The organism is Kribbibacterium absianum, assembly GCF_030067705.1.
Lineage (GTDB): Bacteria > Actinomycetota > Coriobacteriia > Coriobacteriales > Atopobiaceae > Kribbibacterium > Kribbibacterium absianum.
The window spans coordinates 308,276-325,410 of the sequence record NZ_JASJEX010000003.1; the positions used below are offsets into that span (position 1 = coordinate 308,276).

At 66.4% G+C, this 17,135-nt stretch carries 15 protein-coding genes; 11 read left to right on the forward strand and 4 right to left on the reverse strand.

The window, feature by feature from the left end; genetic code table 11:
• Window positions 1-127 precede the first annotated feature (127 nt).
• Window positions 128-1,381 carry a tyrosine-type recombinase/integrase gene (locus QJ043_RS07175; RefSeq protein WP_283712977.1) on the reverse strand — a complete coding sequence of 418 codons (1,254 nt, stop codon included), beginning with the start codon at window positions 1,379-1,381 and terminating at the stop codon, window positions 128-130.
• Between the two features lie 871 nt (window positions 1,382-2,252).
• Between QJ043_RS07175 and QJ043_RS07180 the strand changes: the two genes are divergently transcribed.
• From QJ043_RS07180 to QJ043_RS07195, 4 genes are all read left to right on the forward strand, one after another.
• Window positions 2,253-2,921 (forward strand): response regulator transcription factor, encoded by a 669-nt coding sequence (locus tag QJ043_RS07180; RefSeq protein WP_283712978.1) that lies wholly within the window; start codon window positions 2,253-2,255, stop codon window positions 2,919-2,921.
• Complete coding sequence (locus QJ043_RS07185) at window positions 2,918-4,090, forward strand: sensor histidine kinase (protein ID WP_283712979.1); 1,173 nt, start codon at window positions 2,918-2,920, stop codon at window positions 4,088-4,090. The genes QJ043_RS07180 and QJ043_RS07185 overlap by 4 nt, the downstream gene beginning before the upstream one ends.
• A gap of 147 nt (window positions 4,091-4,237) precedes the next feature.
• A complete protein-coding gene (locus QJ043_RS07190) occupies window positions 4,238-4,636 on the forward strand; it encodes a hypothetical protein (RefSeq protein WP_283712980.1) in 399 nt (132 codons plus the stop codon).
• Window positions 4,633-5,196, forward strand: a complete 564-nt coding sequence (locus QJ043_RS07195; protein WP_283712981.1) for a hypothetical protein — start codon at window positions 4,633-4,635, stop codon at window positions 5,194-5,196. Before QJ043_RS07190 ends, QJ043_RS07195 begins: the two co-directional genes overlap by 4 nt.
• A gap of 328 nt (window positions 5,197-5,524) precedes the next feature.
• On the opposite strand, the gene QJ043_RS07200 is transcribed toward QJ043_RS07195, so the two are convergent.
• On the reverse strand, window positions 5,525-6,358 hold the full coding sequence (locus QJ043_RS07200; RefSeq protein ID WP_283712982.1) for an FxLYD domain-containing protein: 834 nt from the start codon (window positions 6,356-6,358) through the stop codon (window positions 5,525-5,527).
• Window positions 6,359-6,597: 239 nt separating this feature from the next.
• Between QJ043_RS07200 and QJ043_RS07205 the strand changes: the two genes are divergently transcribed.
• Both QJ043_RS07205 and QJ043_RS07210 read left to right on the forward strand, forming a co-directional pair.
• Window positions 6,598-6,996 (forward strand): hypothetical protein, encoded by a 399-nt coding sequence (locus QJ043_RS07205; protein WP_283712983.1) that lies wholly within the window; start codon window positions 6,598-6,600, stop codon window positions 6,994-6,996.
• A gap of 552 nt (window positions 6,997-7,548) precedes the next feature.
• Entirely contained in the window at window positions 7,549-9,177 is a 1,629-nt protein-coding gene (locus QJ043_RS07210; protein ID WP_283712984.1) for an ATP-binding cassette domain-containing protein, read from the forward strand.
• Window positions 9,178-9,278: 101 nt separating this feature from the next.
• Here QJ043_RS07210 and hcp read toward each other — a convergent pair whose 3' ends face one another.
• Window positions 9,279-10,928: a hydroxylamine reductase gene (hcp, locus tag QJ043_RS07215; RefSeq protein ID WP_283712985.1), complete on the reverse strand. Its 1,650-nt coding sequence runs from the start codon at window positions 10,926-10,928 to the stop codon at window positions 9,279-9,281.
• Window positions 10,929-11,018: 90 nt separating this feature from the next.
• Between hcp and QJ043_RS07220 the strand changes: the two genes are divergently transcribed.
• From QJ043_RS07220 to QJ043_RS07230, 3 genes are all read left to right on the forward strand, one after another.
• Window positions 11,019-11,672, forward strand: a complete 654-nt coding sequence (locus tag QJ043_RS07220; protein ID WP_283712986.1) for a Crp/Fnr family transcriptional regulator — start codon at window positions 11,019-11,021, stop codon at window positions 11,670-11,672.
• A gap of 638 nt (window positions 11,673-12,310) precedes the next feature.
• Window positions 12,311-12,760, forward strand: coding sequence for a GNAT family N-acetyltransferase (locus QJ043_RS07225; RefSeq protein WP_283712987.1), 450 nt, complete (start codon window positions 12,311-12,313; stop codon window positions 12,758-12,760).
• Window positions 12,761-12,872: 112 nt separating this feature from the next.
• Window positions 12,873-13,658, forward strand: a complete 786-nt coding sequence (locus QJ043_RS07230; protein ID WP_283712988.1) for a hypothetical protein — start codon at window positions 12,873-12,875, stop codon at window positions 13,656-13,658.
• A 7-nt stretch (window positions 13,659-13,665) separates the two neighbouring features.
• On the opposite strand, the gene QJ043_RS07235 is transcribed toward QJ043_RS07230, so the two are convergent.
• Entirely contained in the window at window positions 13,666-15,312 is a 1,647-nt protein-coding gene (locus QJ043_RS07235) for a peptide ABC transporter substrate-binding protein (RefSeq protein WP_283712989.1), read from the reverse strand.
• 195 nt (window positions 15,313-15,507) lie between these two features.
• On the opposite strand from QJ043_RS07235, the gene QJ043_RS07240 reads away from it, so the two are divergent.
• Window positions 15,508-15,648, forward strand: coding sequence for a hypothetical protein (locus QJ043_RS07240; RefSeq protein WP_283712990.1), 141 nt, complete (start codon window positions 15,508-15,510; stop codon window positions 15,646-15,648).
• 94 nt (window positions 15,649-15,742) lie between these two features.
• On the forward strand, window positions 15,743-17,116 hold the full coding sequence (locus QJ043_RS07245; protein WP_283712991.1) for an NAD(P)/FAD-dependent oxidoreductase: 1,374 nt from the start codon (window positions 15,743-15,745) through the stop codon (window positions 17,114-17,116).
• Window positions 17,117-17,135: the final 19 nt, after the last annotated feature.

Here is a 17,135-nt window from a genome sequence, read left to right on the forward strand (position 1 = left end):
CGACACCGCTCTTGCAGTGGACTGGAGTGAAAGCGGGCTTTTGCATAGCTGCTCCTAGACGATGGGGGGTGCTCGGGGGCGAGTGGGGTGCCGGCCGAACGAGGCGGCCGGCACCGGTGGCGTGCGGTTACGCACGCTTGCGACGGGGCATGACGAGAGGCTCGTCCGAGGTCTCGAGGTCGCCCCGCAGGTCGCGGTCGCCTCCGCGCATGGCCTTCTCGACGAGGTCCGCGGCACGGCGCTTGGCGTCGGGGTCCTGGGAGGCGTAGACGTCCAAGGTCATGGACGGCTTGGCGTGCCCGAGGTTCGACGCGGCCGTCTTGACGTCGCCGCCGGCGGCCAGGTACATGGTCGCCCAGGTGTGCCTCAGATCGTGGAACGTGGGCACTCGCCCCTCGGTGCCAAGGATTCCGATGGACATGGCCAGGGTCGCCCAGCTGCGGCTGAGCACGCTCGGGTGCAGGAAGGCGCCCGGGCTGCCGAGGACGTACTCGTCGCGTGACCACGTGGCGCCGGCCGCCTGGAACTCCTCGACCTGGATGGCGCGCCACTCACGCAGCAGCTTCTCCAAGCTTGACGGGAGCACGACGTCCCGGCCGCGGTCCGTCTTGGGGAGCTTGACGTAGGCGCCGCCCTTGCCGAGCGCGATGGCACGGCGGACCCAGATGATGCCGTGCTCGAAGTCGACGTCGGCCCACTTCAGGCCGGAGACCTCTCCCCCGCGCATGCCGGTGAAGAGTGCGACCAGAGCGGCCATGACCACGGGGGTCATCGTCATGTGGGACAGGGCGTCGAGCATCTCGTTGCGGCCCTGGGTGTCGAGCGCGTTGATGCCCGGCTTCTTCTTGACCTTCTTGGGCGGCCGCACCGTCTCGACGGGGTTGCGGTCGATCTGCCCGCGCTCGACGGCGCGGTACAAGGCCTGCTTGAGAAGGCCGTGGGCCTTCGTCACCGTGCTTGAGGACTTGCCGTCCGCCATGAGGCCGCTCTCCCAGGCGCGGATATCGTCCGAAGTGAGGGCGGTCAGCGGCACCCTCTCGAACTGCGAGCGGATCAGCCGGGCGCTGCCGCGGTAGCTGCGCACGGTGGCCGGCTCGATGCGGCCCGACATCTCGAGCTCGTCGACGAAGGCGTCCACGTAGTCGGCGACGAGGGCCTGGCAGCGCGGGAACACGCGCGTGCGGTTCATGGCCTCCTGCATCTCGAGCTCCATGCACCAGTCCGCGAGCTCGGCTTTGGCCTCGGCCTCGGTGCGGGCCTTGAGCACGTGCTCCTTCTCGCGCCAGCGGTCCGTGTCCTTGCGGGCGGCGTATCCCACGAAGACGGTTCGGCCGCCTCGCTGGATCTTCTTGACGCGCGTCCGCGTGTATACCTTTTCCAAAAGTTAACCTCTTTTCCCTGCACGTCCCTGCACGGATTACGCGTTAACCCTGCAAATCCGGCAGAAACGTCGTCCGACAACGTGCGCCGTCTTGGCGCCTTCAGTGCGCTTGTGGCGATTTAACGTGTTACTGCATGCAGGCGGGAAAGAGGCATTTAAGGGAGTTTTTGTCGTAGCGGTGTCGTAAGGACTCGAACCGGTTCACGGGACTCGCAATAAGTTCGAATTAGGGAACGCAATAGATAAAATCTCTGAAAATCCGCGTGTCAGGGGTTCGACTCCCTTCCCCGCCACCAGAGAAACCGCAGGTCGTTCGGGCAACCCCGAGCGGCCTGTTTTCATGTCTGATCTTGGCGTATGCCACTGTAGGGAATCGGAGCCAGAACAGGTTGCGCCGTTTATTTGCCGAGCAGGCGCGACGCTGAGTGCGAGGGGCACGACCGGAACGGTCTGGACAAGAAGGGCCGCTCCTGGAAAAAACGCGCGGGATAAAGAGCTGCGTTCGTGCGAGGGGCCGATAGCATCCACCGCATTGATGAGGTGAGGGACCATGACCGTCCAGGACGGGTGCCTACCCCGGCCTCAGAGGTCTCCGCCGCACCGCCGTCGAGTGCAAGCAGCCGGGCTGCGCCATAGGTGTTCTGAGCGGCTCCATGGGCCCGTCGACGTGGGATTGCGAGATGTCGCAGTCCGCCTCCGATGTCGTGTGCGAGAGCGGCATCGACACCGACAGCGTCCGCGACCCCTGGTGTGTCATCAGCGGCGAGGCACTTCCTGCGGGCGGCTTTGCGCCGATATGGTTTAGAATCGTTTCAGAATCTGCCGCAAACGTGACGTGCCGCTCTGACCGCACCGTCCCTCCGAGGTAATCATGGCCCGTGTGTACTTCGCCGACGATGAGCCCCAGGTGCGCCTGGTGCTCGAGGCTTTCCTGACCCGGGAGGGCCACGAGGCCGTCGGCTTTGGCACCTGTGAGGAACTGCTGGCCGCGTTCCGCGAGAGGCCCTGCGACTTGGTGCTGCTGGACGTGATGATGCCCGGCATCGACGGCGTGGAGGCCCTCCGGCGTCTCCGCGCGACCTCCCAGGTGCCGGTGGTGCTCCTCACCGCCCGGGACGGCGACGGGGACTTCTGTCGGGGTCTGCGCCTCGGCGCCGACGACTACGTGACCAAGCCCTTCAAGCCTGAGCTTCTCATGGCGAAGGTATCCGCGCTCCTGAGGAGGGCCTCCCTCCAGGCCGCGCCGGCCCTCGGCAACCTCGCGCTGGACCCGGTGCGCCGCGAGGCCAGCGTCGATGGCCGGGCTCTCGCGCTCACGCCCACCGAGTACGGCCTGCTCTCCTACCTCTTCGCGAGGCCGGGCGCCGCCGTCTCCAAGGCGGAGCTCATGGCCGAGGTCTGGGGCGTGCGGGAGCCCGGCGACACCCGCGCCGCCGAGGAGGCGAGCCGCCGGCTCCGCCACAAGCTCATGGACGCAGGCTCGGACTGGGTGAACGAGACCGTGTGGGGCTTCGGCTGGCGCCTCGCGGACAGGTCGTGAGGGTCGTGGCGCCGGCCAAGGGAGGGGCCTCCCTGCGCCCCGTCGCGCTCGTGGTGGCTGCAGCCGCGCTCGGCTGCGTGGCGTTCGTGTGCCTCTTCGCCGCGACCCAGGAGGAGGTCCTCTGGCGCCGGGCGGAGGAGGTCGTGGCGCAGTATGCGGCCGGCGAGTGGGACCCCGAGGAGACAGGCGTGCCCGTGGAGGTGCAGGCCGTCCCCGCCGACCCGGGGAACCCGTTCTGGCAAGCGACGGAGGGGTCGAGCTTCCCGTCGGCCGCGGTCTCCGTGGCGCTGCGCCACTGCGCGGCTCAGGGGCTGCCGGCCGAGTCGCAGGTGGCCAGGGCTCGGCTCGGCGACGGCGCGGTGGTGCTCCTGTGCCGGGACGCGGGTGACGGCACGGCGGAGCTCCTAGTGGCGGACGTGGGCGCGGCCCTCAGAGCGCTGCGGGACACCGCCGGGCAGCTCCTGGCGGTGTCCGCCGTCTTCGTGGCCACGCTGGGCGCCCTCGCCTGGTGGGCCCTCCGCAAGGTCGCTGAGGCCCAGGCGCGAGCGGCCGATCTCTTCGCCAACGCCGCCCACGAGCTGCGCACGCCGCTCTCCATCGCGGGCGGCCATGTGGCGGCTCTCCGGGAGGGCCTCTGCGGCCAGGAGGAGGCGCTCGCCGTGGTGGACGGCGAGCTGGGGCGTATCAGAGCGCTGGTGGACGACATCCTCGCCCTCTCCAAGGCCGACGCCGGCGCGGTGCTCCCGGAGCCGAGGCCGCTCGACGTGCGGGAGGAGCTCTACGACGCGCTGGGGCTTTTGGCCCCGGAGGCGGCCGCGTTGGGCGTCGCGCTTGTGCCGTCGATGCCCGAGCGGCTGCCCTTGGACGCCGACCCGAGGCTCCTGTTCTCCGTGCTCACGAATGTCCTGCGGAACGCCGTGCGCCACGCCCGCACGGCCGTGGAGGTCTCCGCCCGGGTCGAGGGGGCCCGCGTGGTCGTGTCGGTGCGCGACGACGGCGAGGAGCCGGCCGAGGAGGACCTGCGGCGGGCGTTCGACCGCTTCCACGCGGGGTCGGACGGCTCCACGGGCATCGGCATGGCCGTGGTCAAGGAGTACACAGAGCTGCTCGGCGGTGACGTGCGCATCCGGCGGGACGGAGACAGGACCGAGTGCCGCATCGTGCTCTGAGGGGACCCGGCTCGCGCGGACTGCGGGTACATCGCGGGGTCTTTGAGGGATTTCTGAGCGATTTAAACCGTGATATGAAGCTAATCTGAAATCGCGCAGATCCACGCTTTGCGGTCCGAGTCCAAGCATCCGAAGCTGGAGGTACGAATGAAGGCTAAACGCGCCGTGTTCCTGGCGGTCTCTGCTGGCATTGCGACTGGGCTTCTACTGGCTCTGATGGTTGGTTCACAGTTGCTCTCGAGCGCGGAGTCAAAGGGATGGAACAGCTCCCTTAGTGTGCCCGTTCGGGTTATGGCTCTCTACCCTTGGGGGCTCGTTGGCCGCGATCTCTCGGAGCAGCCCCTGACCGGTGACCCCGCTCTGAGGGTGCGCTACGAGCCCGGTTGTCAAGTCATGAAGGGGAGCATGAAGGTCGACGCATCGAACTTGGTGTCCGGCGACATTGTGGAGGTCTGGGTGACTGCGAGGGACTCGAGCCCCGGGGCGCTGAAGAGAACGCTAGGGGGTGATGTGTGCTCGTCGCTGATTGTCATGGAGTCAAAGTGAAGTGCAAGCGACCCCTTGTTGTTCTAGCGTGCGGCTGTGTGCTCGCCGCGTCAGTTGCGATTCTGGCTAGCCAGCCCAAGACGACACGCGATCCGGGCGACGCCGGGGCACCGTCGGTGATTGCCTCCAGCGACTCTCGCGCTGCCTCCGAAGGTCACAGCGACCTTGCGGCTGAGCTCGCCGCAAGGGTACGGGCGGGGGATGACGTTTTGGCTGAACTCGCCGCTAGGCTCCAAGAGGGAGACGAGTGCGCCGTGGCCGTTTGCTCTGATGGTTCGGGATCCGAAAAGCTACTGTCTCCGTCCCAGTCGTCGGCCGTCCTGCGCGCGGTCTGCAATATCGTACTTTCCCGGGACCTCTATTGCTCTCCAGAGGCGACGACGGACTTCTCGGGCGTGGACGCGAAGATGATCGTGCTGGCGTTCCCGGACGGGAGGTCGTTCGATTTTGGGATGGCCGGAAGTGACGTGTGGATTGATGGCTTCCGGTATCTTGGAGCCTCTTTCGATGACGGTGAGGTGATTGAAAACGCTTGGATGGACAGCCTGCAGAGCAAGTGAGAGATCTCTGGAGGATGAAGCCTGTCTAGCTCTGGATTCGTTCCGGTCGAAGTGCGGGGTTCTTCTCTACAGGAGGGTGACGCACGCTAAGCACCTGGGCGCTCCGGTGCGCCAATTGGTAGTAGGCACCTGTCGAGGTGGCGTGACTTTGACTGGCTGGTGAGTCAAGGCATCTGATGAGACCCCGGGTCATGAGACTCGGGGTCTTTTGCGTTGGCAGCCATCTGAGCGGTGAGACAACGGCCAGGGCCGAGTGCCCTTCCGAGAAGAAGGCGCGGCGGTCGAGGAGACCCCGACCGCCGCGCCCCTCAACGTGCCTGTCCCTCGTTTACGCGACTTCGTACCAGTCGACCTCGGTCTTGACCTCGGCGGCGTCAATGTCGCTGGCCGCTTCGAAGCGCACCTTCTCGCCTGGCTGCCAGGCGGTTGAGCTACCGACCCACGTCTCTCCCATGCGGACGCCCTCCGCGTCATAGAGCGCAAGGGTAAGGTTGAAGCTGCTGAAGGTCAGGTCGGACGTGTTCTCGAGCACACACGTGTAGGTGTAGTACCCGTAACCGTCATCGGTCTTGTCCCAGGTGAGGCCGTTGACGATGGCATCGACCTTCTTCTGCTCGTCGGCCTTCTCGTTGACGGCGTTGGCGTTGCGCACGATCTCCTGCAGCCCGGATTGCGCGCTCTCGCCTTCGACGGTCAGGCCGTACTCGTCCACGAACTTCTTCAGGAGTGAGGAGCGCTCGTCGTAGACGGACGTCCACTTGTCCGCGTACTCCATGGAGTCGATGGAGTAGGTGTCGATGACGTCAAGCTGCTGCTGGAGGAGGTTGATGTATGAGAGCACGTCGGCTTGCAGCACGGTGTCCTCAAACTGGCGGTTCTTGAGCTGGCTGGTGATGTCGAGCTCGCTGTTCACGACGGCGAGCATCTGTTCGTTGTCGAACAGGTTCGTGCCGAGCTGAGCGGTCATGTCGTCAATCTTCTTGGAGCGAGCCTCGAGGCCCGACGCGATGATGCTCATGGCCTCGTCGTCCGCGTAGTCCACCTTGTTCTCTTCGGCTTCAGCTTGGGCTGCGTCCATAGCCGCGTTCGAGCCACACGCGGTGATGAATGGCACGGACGTGAGCAGGGAAAGCCCCACCACGCCAACGAGAAGCTTGCGCATCTGAGTCCTTTCGACAGTGGTTTCAATGGGAATAATGATAACGAAAGAAAGGCTGAAACCTGTCCGGACGGACAGCCGAGCGCTGTCGCGATTGCCTGGCCTTCTCTGTCACGGCGATCTGACGGGAGGGTGATAGAGAGTTATAAACGGTGATAGAAGGTTATAAAGCGCGATGATTTCTCTCGATGCCGATGGACGGTAAGGACGCCATGTTCGCCAGCAAGGAGCTTGTGCGTTCCATGGCAGAGGCCACCCAGGGACATCCGTTCATGGTGCAGCTGGTGGGCTACTACACCTGGCAGGCTGCGCGACGGCGGCTCGGTGGGGTCGGGGCCGTCGAGGAGCAGGATGCGCAAGCTGGTATCGCGGAGGCCGAGAAAGGCTTTGAGAGCGCGGTGCTTGTCCCGATGCTGCACGGTGTGCCTCCGTACCAGCTTGAGCTTCTCAAAGCCGTGGCTCGTGAGGGTGGTGTCGGCCCGGTGAGCTTTTCGGAGGCGTCCGCGTCGTTGGGTAGGCCGTCGTCGTCGCTGACCAAGGCTCGGGCGAAGCTTATCGAGAAGGGGCTGCTTGTGGCGACGACCCGTGGTGATGTGGCTGTCGCGTCTCCGCAGCTGGCGAGGTATCTTGCGTCCCGCTAGCTGTTCAGTGCCAAGACGTTGTTGACGCCCGCCCATGTGGCGATGCAAGCCTACTACCGTCTCCTGTCCACCGGGCAAACGCCGCTCAGCAAGCTTCGACTAGCAGTGTCCGGCGCGCTCGCTCGTGCAAGCACGTGTTGCAGCCCGTGGAAGCCACGCAGAACACAGTGTCAGAGCGCCCCGAACGATTGCGATCTTGGCAGGCGGGCAGGTGGTGCAAGTGATGGTGCATAAGGGGTTCGAGGCTCAGTGACGAGGGTCTTTGAACCAGGTCACTGCCAAGCCCTAGACCGCCAGATGATCCTGAGTTCACGAAGAGCCTCCAAGATGAGCTGAACCGTTCGATTTTTTCACGGAGTTCACAGGCCCGAGATGAACATGTCTCAAAGTAAAAAGCTTGCTGTATGTGTCTCTAGGTAGGATGGTTATTGCAAGATTCATCAAAGATTGCAGTTGATTTCGAAACCTTCGAGGTGACGAAGGCTTGCGTATGTGATCAACATACAGGTCAAGTTGAGGCTGCACGAATGCGGAGTGGCTTAGGTGGTAGCCATGAAGGAACTGTTCTCGTACTGCTGGCGAAGCATCGTGGATCGGGGCATGTTCGTGCGCTACGTCGTGGCCTGTTTCCTGCAGGCGCTTCTCGGGCTCGCGACCCCGTTCCTGGTGGGCAGCGCGATTAACTCGCTGCTCGCTGGAGGAGCCGGCGCCGGGGCTGCGGGCGTCCTTTGCGCGCTGGTGGCCGCCCTCGGCACCTCCTCGGCGCTCGCCGGCTACCGCGGCACCCTGCTTTACACCTACCTGCAGGCGGACTCGTCGTTCCAGCTGGACGTCACCGCCACCATGCACATCCAGAGACTCCGCCCCGCCTTTTTCGAGGGCTTCGACCCGTCCTTCTGGCGCAAGCGGCTGGATACGGACACCAACGACCTCACGGTTTTCTTCCTGCAGTCGGTGACGGGGCTCATCCAAAACGGTGGCTCCCTGGCCGTGACGGTCGCGATCCTGGCGGCCATCGACTGGCGCCTCTCCTTAGTCTGTGCCGCTCTGGCCGTGGCCACGGGCCTCCTCTACGGCGCCTTCGGCGAGCGCATTCACGCCGCGAACTCCGACTTCATGGAGGACCTCTCCGGGTATTCCGCTTGCATGCTCTCCCAGCTCAGGGACGCTCCGTTCGTCAGGCGCCACTCCCTCTTCGGCTGGTCGGAGTCCCGGATGCGGGAGGCCTACACGCCTCTGCGGTCCTCCATGTACGAGGCCAACATGGTGGGCGGCAGGTTCTCTTTGGCGTCAGGCCTCGCCGGCGCCGTCGCGCTCGGGCTTCTGCTCTGGGTGTCCGTCGTCGAGGTCTCCTCCGGGCGCATGGCCGCCGGCTTCGTCGCCACCGCCTACGGCTACTTCTCCACGATGACCTCGTCTGTGGAGTCGCTTGCCGGCTTCGGCCACGACTACCAGTCCGCCCGCGTGAACTACGAGCACCTGCGCGACCTCGCCGCGGAGCCAGAGGAGCCCCGGGGCGAGGCGGTGCCGGAGCACGTGGGGGAGATCGCCGTGGAGGGCCTCACCGCCACGCACCCCGGGAGCGAGCGCGTCCTGCTCGGCGGGCTCACCCACACCTTCGAGCGCGGGAGGGTCTACGGCGTGGCCGGCCCCAACGGCTGCGGCAAGTCGACCCTCATGGACGTGTTGACCGGTCTCCTCGAGGGTTGCCGCAGCGGCCGCGTGTCCTACGACGGCGTCCCGCTCGAGTCCGTCGATCAATACGCCTTGCGGGAACGCACCGTCGCCTTCGTGGAGCAGGCTCCCGAGATGGTGAAGGGCACGCTCCGGGACAACGTCTCGCTCCTCGCGCCCGGCGCCGATAGGGTCGAGGCGGAGCGTCTGCTCCGCCGGCTGGGGGCCGAGAGGCTCGTGCGGGAGGACGGCCTCGACCGCCCCGTCACCGGCGGGGACGGGGGCCTGTCGGGCGGCGAGCGCCAGAAGGTCGCCATCGCCCGCGCGCTCCTCAAGCGCCCAGACGTGGTGGTGCTCGACGAGCCCACTGCGGCCCTCGACGAGGACGGCCGCCGGGACGTCGAGGAGCTGCTGCGCACCCTCAGGTCGGACCACGTCACCTTCCTGGTCACCCATGACGACGGGCTGCTCGCCCAGTGCGACGAGGTGGTGCGGCTGGTGGAGTAGCGACGGTTCGTCGCTTGGACGGGGACGGCACCCGCCTCAAACGTGACGCCGGCTGCCGCAGCCCTGCAAAGCTGCGGCCGCCGGCTCAACAGGACCTTCCGTTACCCCAGCATCGCCGCCAGGTCCTCGTCCACGGCGCTGATGGTGGTCAGGCCAAAGTTGTCCTGCAGCGCCTTGAGCACGTCCGGGCTCGTGAACGCCGGCAGGCTCGGCCCCAGGTGGATGTCGCGGATACCGAGCGATAGCAGCGTCAACAGCACGGCCACGGCCTTCTGCTCGTACCAGCTGATCACGAAGCTCAGCGGCAGGTCGTTCACGCCGCAGCCAAACGCGTCCGCGAGCGCCACGGCCACCTGGACGGCGCCGTAGGCGTCGTTGCACTGGCCCATGTCGAGCAGGCGCGGCAGTCCGGCAACGGTGCCCAGGTCGAGGTCGTTGAAGCGGTACTTGCCGCAGGCCAGCGTCAGCACCACGGAGTCCTGGGGGGTCTTCTCGACGAACTCGGTGAAATAGTTGCGTCCCGGCTTCGCGCCGTCGCAGCCGCCCACCAGGAAGAAGTGCTTGATTTGACCGTCCTTCACGGCCTGCACGATGGCCGGCGCCTGCTCGAGCACGGTCTCGCGCCCAAAGCCGCAGGTCACCTGCGTGCCGCCGTTGATGCCCGTGAACGCGTGGGCCTCCGGATAGCCGCCCAGCTCCTTGGCCTTCTCGATTACCGCCGAGAAGTCCTTGTGGCCGTTCTCGTCGGCGTCAATGTGCACGAGGCCGGGGTACGCCACGCACTCGGTGGTGAACACGCGGTCCTCGTAGCTCGCCCGGGGCGGCATCAGGCAGTTGGTGGTGAAGAGCACGGGCGCCGGGATGTCCTGGAACTCCTTCTGCTGGTTCTGCCAAGCGGTGCCGAAGTTGCCCTTGAGCTGCGGGTGGCGGCGCAGCTCGGGGTAGGCGAGGGCCGGGAGCATCTCGCCGTGCGTGTACACGTTCACGCCGGTGCCGTCGGTCTGGTCCAGCAGCATCGAGAGGTCGTGCAGGTCGTGGCCGGACACGACGATAAAGGGACCCGGCTCCACGACGAGCTCCACCTGGCGCGGCTCCGGGTCGCCGTAGGTCTGCGTGTTGGCCTGGTCGAGCAGCGCCATGCAGGCCAGGTTGGTCTGGCCGGTCTCCAGCGCGAGCGCGAGTAGCTTGTCGGGGTCGTCCGTCGCCGAGGTCTCGTAGAGCGCCTTGAAGAAGAAGTCGTCCACCGACTGGTCATCGTAGCCCAGCGCTCGCGCGTGATAGGCGTAGGCCGCCATGCCGCGGAGGCCGAAGAGGACAAGGCTCTTGAGCGAGCGCACGTCCTCGGGCGCGCCCCACAGGGAGGCCATCGAGAAGTCCTGGTAGTCGGCCGGATCCAGCCAGTGACTCTCGGCCACGTGCTCCACCCGCTCATGGATGCGCGCGATTATCTCCCGCACGGCCTCCGGGTCGAAGCACACGTTGGTGACGCAGGTGAAGAGCCCCTCGATCATCGGCAGCGACGCGTGGGCGCACGGGCGCTCCACGCCGGCGTCGTGCACCACGCGGGCGAACGCGATGAGCGCCCCGGTGAGCTGGTCCTCCAGGTCTGCGGTCTCGGCGGTCTTGCCGCACACGCCGCGCACGGTGCAGCCGGTGCCCTTGGCGGTCTGCTCGCACTGGAAGCAGAACATGTCGGTGCCGAGCAGTTCCCTCACCTCCGCGACGATGTCGTCGCGCTCTTGGTCGGTCATGGCGACCCCTCTCGTTGTGGCGGGCGTTTGGCCGAACGTACTTGCAAGGACTCGGGTAGGGTGTTGGGATCCCAACAGACAGGGGGCTGTATGGAATCACTGCGCATTGCTGACGTCCAGCTGTTCGAGGGCGTCGCCAACGAGGACGCAGACGTGCTGGCTCGGGAATTGCAGGTGCGCACCCGCGCTTACGACAAGGGCGAGCGACTGTTGCGCGCGGGACAACGGGTTTCGCGCGTGGGCATCGTGCTTGCCGGTCGCGTGCTGATGGAGGGACCTGGCGACGCGGGCGATGTCACGGTGATGGGCTGGGCCTCACCGGGCGACTCTTTTGGCGAGGCCTACGCGATGCTCGGCGACCGGCCGTTGATGGTGGACGCGACGGCCGTGGAGCCGAGCGTCGTGGCGTGGCTGTCCGTCGACCACCTGTGGCGGCAGGCGCTGGAGCAGGGGGATTCGGCGGCGGCGCAGGTGCTCCGCAACCTGATGCGCCTGACGGCCGAACGCAACGTGCGCCTGTCGCAGCGCGCCCTCCACACGGCGCCGCGCACGGTTCGCGGGCGGCTCCGTTCGCTTTTTGCGACCCTGCCAACAGACTCGGAGGGTTGGGTCACGTTGCCGGTGACGCAGGGCGACCTGGCGAACTACCTGAGCGTCAACCGCAGCGTGCTGTCGAGCGAGCTGGCGGCCATGGTGCGCGACGGCGAGGTCGAGCGAGACGGCAAGCGGTACCGGATCGGGTGAGGCGGCGTGGCGTTCGCGCGGACTCGTGCGCCGCAGAGGTCGAGCCGATCGGAGAATCCGAATGGTGCCCCGCACAGGTTGCTCTATCCGAGGCGCGCGAGCTGTGAGTCGCACAGGTCGTCCGTCTCGCGCCGTGCGCCGCACAGGTCGCGTTTCCCGATCCGGGGAACTCGTGCAGCGCACAGGTTGTCGGTGCTGACCTATGCCGCGCACAGGTAGTCGGCGTCGAATCGCGTCCGATTGTGTGCCGCACAGGTTGGCTCCCTCTGATCGTGCGCCGCACAGGTCGGGGCTCCCGATCCGGGGAACTCGTGTAGCGCACAGGTCGCCCGCCTCGGACTCGTGCCACGCACAGGTCGCGATTCTCGTTCTAAGTAACCAGTGCCACGCACGGGTCGAGCCGATCGGATAGCCCGAGAGACGCGCCGCACAGGTTGCCCTATCCGGGGCGCGCGAGCCGTGCGCCGCACGGGTCGCGTTTCCCGATCCGGCGAACCCATGCCGCGCACGGGTTGCGGCCGCAATCGTTACCCGGGAACACAATGCGACGGTTCGTCGATGACAGGCGCTGGGACAACACGGCCGCGTTGCGCTACAAGTGGTCGGGTAAGCTTGCCACCCAGACACGCGGAGGACCCATGGACATCATCGAGCTTCACGAATCGCCGGATCGAGCCCATTGGCTCGCCGAGCTGCAACGGTGCGACTGGTCGGCCGGCCAGCACCTGGCCGAGATGGTCGCGGAGGGCGCGCTCGGGGCGGTTCTCGGCGAGGGCACCCGCATTTTGATGCTGGTGGACGGCGAGCGGCTCGTCTCGTTCTGCACGCTGGCCCCGCAGGACGACATCCGTCCGACGGATCTGGGTCCCTGGGTCGGCTACGTGTACACGTCGCCGGACTATCGCGGGCGCGGCTGCATGGGTCGCCTGCTGGGCGAGGCCGAGCGGCGCGCGAAGATGGCCGGGGCCGCTCGGACGCACATCTCCACAGGGCACGTGGGCCTCTACGAGAAGCATGGGTACCGGCTGTTGACGACGATGCCCAACGTCAAAGGCGAGGAGTCGCGGGTGTACGTGAAGGACCTGTAGCGCCCCGGCCCGCTCCTGTGTCCAGCCCGTATCCTCCAGGGACCGGGCAGGAGTTCTTGCCCGGACTCGCTATGCTTTATCATTTGAATCGACGTTGATTGAGGGGAGTCCTGTGCTCGGACCGGACGGAACCGCATCCAACAAGGCCGTGGACCAGGTGATGGCCTGGCTCGACGCCCACGGGCTCTCGCCGCGCGAGGACCGCGTCGCCCGCGGGCTCGACGCCGCAGCCGACGAGCTGCACCGCGACGAGCTGCTCGCCCTCGTGCGCATCGCCGAGGGGCGCGAGCCGGCCGTGGAGGCGCTCACCGAGGAGGCGCAGGGGGAGTTCGTGTCGGCCTTCCGCTGGAACGAGAAGCGCGGCACGGTGACCGGCGTGTCCCTTGTGCTGGGAGCGGGCGCAACGGTCCCGCTGCTGGCCGGGTACGAGGGGCTGCTCGGGCTGGCGCTGCCGCTCGGCATCGGCGTCGGGTGCGGAGCGGCGGCCTATGGGCTCATGACGGCGATGGTGGCGCGGTCGTTCCGGTCCGCGTGCACCGCGCTCTACTGCGCGGCGTGGATCTGCGACCCCGAGCACTGCCCGAGCCCCGTGGCCGAGAAGCCCCGGGTCCGGGCAGTGGAGGGCGACGAGCAGGAGCTGCGCGAGCAGGCTCGCAGGTGCGAGCGGCGCCGCAAGTTTTGGGAGGGCATGCGGCTCGTGTTCTGGTGCTGCTTTGCGCTTTCCCTGGGCGCCGCCCTCCTCAACGACGAGTGGCAGTGGGCTTCTCTCATCGTGAACGGCGTGATGGCGGTGACGTCCACCGTGGTGGTCGAGCACGAGTGGCGCCGTGCGGGCGACATCGCCACTGCGATCGACGACCTGATCCGCGGCCTTCTCCCCGCCGGCCGCGGCGAGTGATTGCGTCCTAGGCCTCTGTCTGCCAAGCCGCGTCGCTCTGTGCGCGGTTGGGGGCCACGTAGGCCTCCTTGATCTTGCTCGAGCCCAGCTTGCGGAGCGTCGAGAAGGTCAGCGGCGCGTACGGGCACGCCTCGGCCACAATGGCGTTGGCCTGCTGGTAGAGGGCGGTGCGCTCGGTGGCGTCGGACGTGCCGCGCGCCTGGCTCAGCAGCGCGTTGACCTCGTCGTTCTCATAGTGGGCGGAGTTGTCCGCGCCCGTGGACGAGCAGAGCGTGCGCAGGATGTCGTCGATGGAGGGGTACTGCGCGAGCGACGCCGTGCGCACGATCTGGAAGTCGCCGTCGTTGATGCGCTCCTGGAGCGCCGCGTTCTCCAGGCTCTCCAGCTTCACGTTGATGCCGGCGGCCTGGAGGTCCGCCGCGATGGCCTGGACCGTGTCCGCGTGGCCGCCGTCGGCGTTGTACAGGAACGCCAGCTCAGGGGTGCCGTTCGGGTAGTACTGGGCCACGAGCTCCTTGGCCTTGTCCACGTCGTAGGCGCAGTAGGCCCACTGGCCCTCCTTGTAGCCCTGGCACGCCGGCGGGACCAGGTTGTCGGCCGCAGCCGCAGAGCCCTGCAGCACAGTGTTCACGAGGTTGTCGCGGTTGACGGCAAGGCTCATGGCCTGGCGCAGGTGCTCGTCCTTGAGCGCCTCGTCGTCCAGGTTGAACACCAGGTAGCTCACGGCGGGCATCGTCCCCATCAGCAGCTGGTGGCCCGGCGTGATGGTGTAGCCGTCCTCGGACTCGCCGTACTCCTTCTTGATGCTCGCGATCTGCGCGGTGGGCACGTCGCAGTAGTCCACGTTGCCCGCCTGGAACTCGCGGTAGCCGGTGTCCACGTCCTTTTGGATCATGATGTGCAGGTTCTCGACGGAGGGCTTGGGGTCGCCGGTGTAGCCCGCGTAGGCCTTGAGGTTCACATACTGGCCGTCGACCCACTCGCCGTCGATCTGGTAGGCACCGTTGCCGATGGGGGAGTGGAAGAACGTCGTGGGGTCGTCGAGCGCCGCCTGCGGCACGGGGGCCGTCTGCATCAGCGTGCACATCATCGGGAACTCGAAGAACGGCTCGGACAGGGTCACCTCAAAGGTGTGCTCGTCCGGGCAGGCGAGGCCCTCCATCTCGTCGGCCTTGCCGTCGAGCACGTCCTGGTAGCCCTTCACGGCGGAGAGCGCGCTCGCCACGGCGCTCGGGCTGTCCATGGTCTTCGGGTTCACGAGCCGGTTCCATCCGCGCTGGAACGCGGCGGCGTCCACCTTGTCGCCGTTCTGGAAGGTCGCGCCCTCGCGGATCTTGAAGGTGAAGACGGTGCCGTCGTCGTTGGCGGACCAGGACTCGGCGGCGCAGGGGACCACCTCGTCCTTTTGGAAGTCATAGGTCACGAGCGGGTCGAACACTTGGCGGCACACGGAGATGTCGGTGTCGTCCTGCACGTTGTAGGGGTCGATGCAGGAGAGGCCCACCACGGAGAGCCCCAACGTGCTGCCGGAGGTCGTGGCGTCGGCCGCCTCCTCCTTGGCCTGCTGGTTGCTGCATGCGGCGAGCCCGAGAAGGGCGGCCGCTGCCGTGCCACAGACAAACGTGCGGCGGGTGACGGTGTGGTGCTTGTTCATGTTCGTCTCCTTGTGCGGATCGACAGTGATGCGTCCATGGTCTGTGGTACCCACGATGCGGGGGTCGCTAGTTTTCTCAAGAAATAACGGACAACCGTTCGCGGAACTGGTTGCCGTTCTCATTGCATTCCTGGCCTTGGATATGGCATCCTGACGAAACGCTGAACGACCAAACGATTCGTCTGGGAGGACCCCGTGGACCCATCGCTAGCCGTTGCCATCGTCTCTGTCTGTGTCATCGTCGCTGTGCTCGCGCTCTTTTGCGCCGTCGCCGTGAAATGGGGGTACGCCGCCGAGGCCGCGTTCCTGCGCGACCGCTACAGCAGGGAGATGTGAACGCAGGGCCGTCTCGGCCCCGGCCCCGGCGTGGCGTTCTAGCTCCCGCTAAGATAAAGACAAAGAGTTTGAAAGCAACCAAGGGAGTTTTGCTTTGGAGCGTTACGACGTGATCATCGTCGGCGGCGGCGCCGGCGGTCTTTTCGCGGCCTACGAGTTCGTGAAGATGGGGACGGACAAGCGGGTCCTTCTCCTCGAGAAGGGCAACCCGCTCTCCCGTCGCCGGTGCCCCATCGACGGCGACAAGATCAAGAGCTGCATCCACTGCCCGCACTGCTCGATCATGGAGGGCATCGGCGGGGCCGGCGCCTTCTCGGACGGCAAGTACAACATCACCAACAACTTCGGCGGCGACCTGGCGGCCTACGTGGGGCCGGACAAGGCCATCGACCTCATGAACTATGTGGACACCGTCAACATGGCCATGGGCGGCGAGGGCTCCAAGCGGTACTCCACGGCCGACTCGTCGCTCAAGCGCGAGGCCCTGAAGTACGACCTGCACCTGCTCGACGCCGAGGTGCGCCACCTCGGCACCGACAAGAACTACGTGATCCTGTCCAACATCGTGGACTACATCAAGGATCGCATCGATATCCGCACGAACGCCGAGGTGGAGCACATCTTCCAGCGCGAGGACGGCCTGTGGGAGGTCGAGGCCGCGGGCGGCGCGTACCTGGCCAAGGACGTCATCCTCGCCACTGGCCGCAGCGGTTCCGGTTGGACGAGCCGCGTCTGCGAGGAGCTGGGCATCGCCACCGAGAACAACCGCGTGGACATCGGCGTGCGCTTCGAGTGCCCGGCCGCCATCTGGGAGCCGGTGACCGACCAGGTCTACGAGAGCAAGATCATGTACCGCTCGCCCAAGACCGGCGGCACCTGCCGCACCTTCTGCATGAACCCCAAGGGCGCGGTGGTGACCGAGAACACCAACGGCATCATGACGGTGAACGGTCACAGCTACGAGGACCCGGCCAAGCACACCGAGAACACCAACTTCGCGCTGCTCGTGACGCACCACTTCACCGAGCCCTTCAAGGACGGCAACGCCTACGGCGAGTCCATCGCGCGGCTCACCAACATGCTCGCCGGCGGCGTGATGGTGCAGCGCTTCGGCGACCTCGTGGCCAACCGCCGCACGAACCACAAGCGGCTCGACAAGGGCTTCGTGCGCCCCACGCTCACGGCCGAGCCGGGCAACTTGGGCCTCGCGATCCCTAAGCTCACCTTGGACACGATCATCGAGATGATCTACGCGCTCGACAAGCTCGTGCCGGGCACCGCGAACTTCGACAACCTGCTCTACGGCACGGAGGTCAAGTTCTACAACTCGCATGTGGAGCTGGACGAGAACTTCCAGACCACGTACCCGGGCCTCTACATCATCGGCGACGCCTCGGGAACCACGCACTCGCTGTCGCAGGCGTCGAGCGAGGGCGTGCACGTCGCCCGCCTGATCGAGGGCAGGTAACCGCGGAGCACAGATCGAC